Source organism: Legionella tunisiensis (assembly GCF_000308315.1).
In the GTDB taxonomy this organism is placed as follows: Bacteria; Pseudomonadota; Gammaproteobacteria; order Legionellales; family Legionellaceae; genus Tatlockia; species Tatlockia tunisiensis.
This window is the reverse complement of sequence record NZ_CALJ01000171.1, coordinates 1-1,193: the sequence shown is the minus strand read 5'-3', so window position 1 is coordinate 1,193 and position 1,193 is coordinate 1. Positions and strand designations below refer to the sequence as shown.

The following is a 1,193-nucleotide window of genomic DNA, read 5'->3' as shown; positions in this document are numbered from 1 at the left end:
GCCTGGTTCCCTCCAGATATCCACCAGTGAGCTTTTTTGATTGGGCCGAATCGCCAGAGGAATTAGAGCAGATTGCCTATTTGGAAGGACTTACGAATGATCGTTTAACAACAGAATACGGCTATATCTCTTTGGTAGCCAAAGAAGATTGGGTCGGTGGGGCAGGGTCAACTCCACTAATGGCCGCCTTTACACATTTCGGCGTCTCGCGCTTCAGTGATGGTACTTCTTATGGTATTTATTATGCTGGCGACTCAACCAGAACAGCTATTGCCGAAACTAAATTTCATCGCGAAGTTTTTTTAGCTGCATCAAAAGAACCACCCTGTATAGTCCAAATGAGGGAATATACTGCGCATGTCACTAAAAGCTTAATTGATCTCTGTCACAGTCGCTATCAGGATTATTTAGTACCCGATATTAAATCTTATGGAAAAAGCCAAGAATTGGGCCGTGAAATAAAACAACGCAATGAATGGGGTTTAATCTACCCAAGCGTAAGAACTGATAATGCAAAATGTCTGGCAATCTTCAGACCACCAGCCTTAACCATTCCAGTGCAGGCAGGACATTATGATTATATCTGGAATGGCAGCGCAATTACGGAGGTACGAAAATCAATAAAATATTGATTCATCAAGTCATTGAGTTTAGGCAAATCATAATAAACCTAACTCATCATGATTAATTCTCATGTATTGAATATAGTCTACTGGTTCGGCACATCGCAGACTTTTATAGAATTCCTTTCCTTCTTTATTGTCAGTTAATAATACCCCATCAATACGAGAGCATTGTCTTTCCTTGGCTATTTTTAATTGATTTATCAAAGCAGTAGCAATACCCATTCTTCTATAACGCTCATTGACAAATAAATCATGTAAATAAATACCTGGGCCATTGAACAACATAAAATTACGGTTAGTCATTGAAAATAAGGCTAATCCAACGGGCTTATTTCTAGCTTGACCAATTAAAACCTCAACAGCAGAATTATTTAAAAAATCATTCGGAACAGGGAATTTTTGTTTGCGAAAATCGCTTCTCTAAGTGAGCTTCCTTTACTAATTCAACTAAAGAATCATAAATAAAATCAATATCTTGCGGAGTTGCAAAGCGAACTTTAACGGGTTCTCGCATTTTCATTTCCCTATTCTGTTTTACGATAAACTATCTCGCTAACTCTCGCATTA

Annotated in this window: 2 protein-coding genes and 1 pseudogene; 1 reads left to right on the top strand and 2 read right to left on the bottom strand. The window is 38.2% G+C overall.

Annotation, left to right across the window (positions count from 1 at the left end; all coding sequences use genetic code 11):
- Positions 1-2: 2 nt before the first annotated feature.
- Positions 3-632, top strand: a complete 630-nt coding sequence (locus tag BN58_RS24145) for an RES family NAD+ phosphorylase (RefSeq protein WP_051131888.1) — start codon at positions 3-5, stop codon at positions 630-632.
- Positions 633-659: 27 nt separating this feature from the next.
- Here the strand turns inward: BN58_RS24145 and BN58_RS24140 are convergent.
- Positions 660-986 (bottom strand): annotated as a pseudogene (locus tag BN58_RS24140) (GNAT family N-acetyltransferase); the annotation flags it as partial.
- Positions 987-1,005: 19 nt separating this feature from the next.
- Positions 1,006-1,140: a hypothetical protein gene (locus BN58_RS36065; protein ID WP_019216772.1), complete on the bottom strand. Its 135-nt coding sequence runs from the start codon at positions 1,138-1,140 to the stop codon at positions 1,006-1,008.
- Positions 1,141-1,193: the final 53 nt, after the last annotated feature.

Excerpts from the sequence above, each read along its gene's own strand:
- BN58_RS36065 (WP_019216772.1), bottom strand. The coding sequence starts at position 1,140 with ATGCGAGAACCCGTTAAAGTTCGCTTTGCAACTCCGCAAGATATTGAT.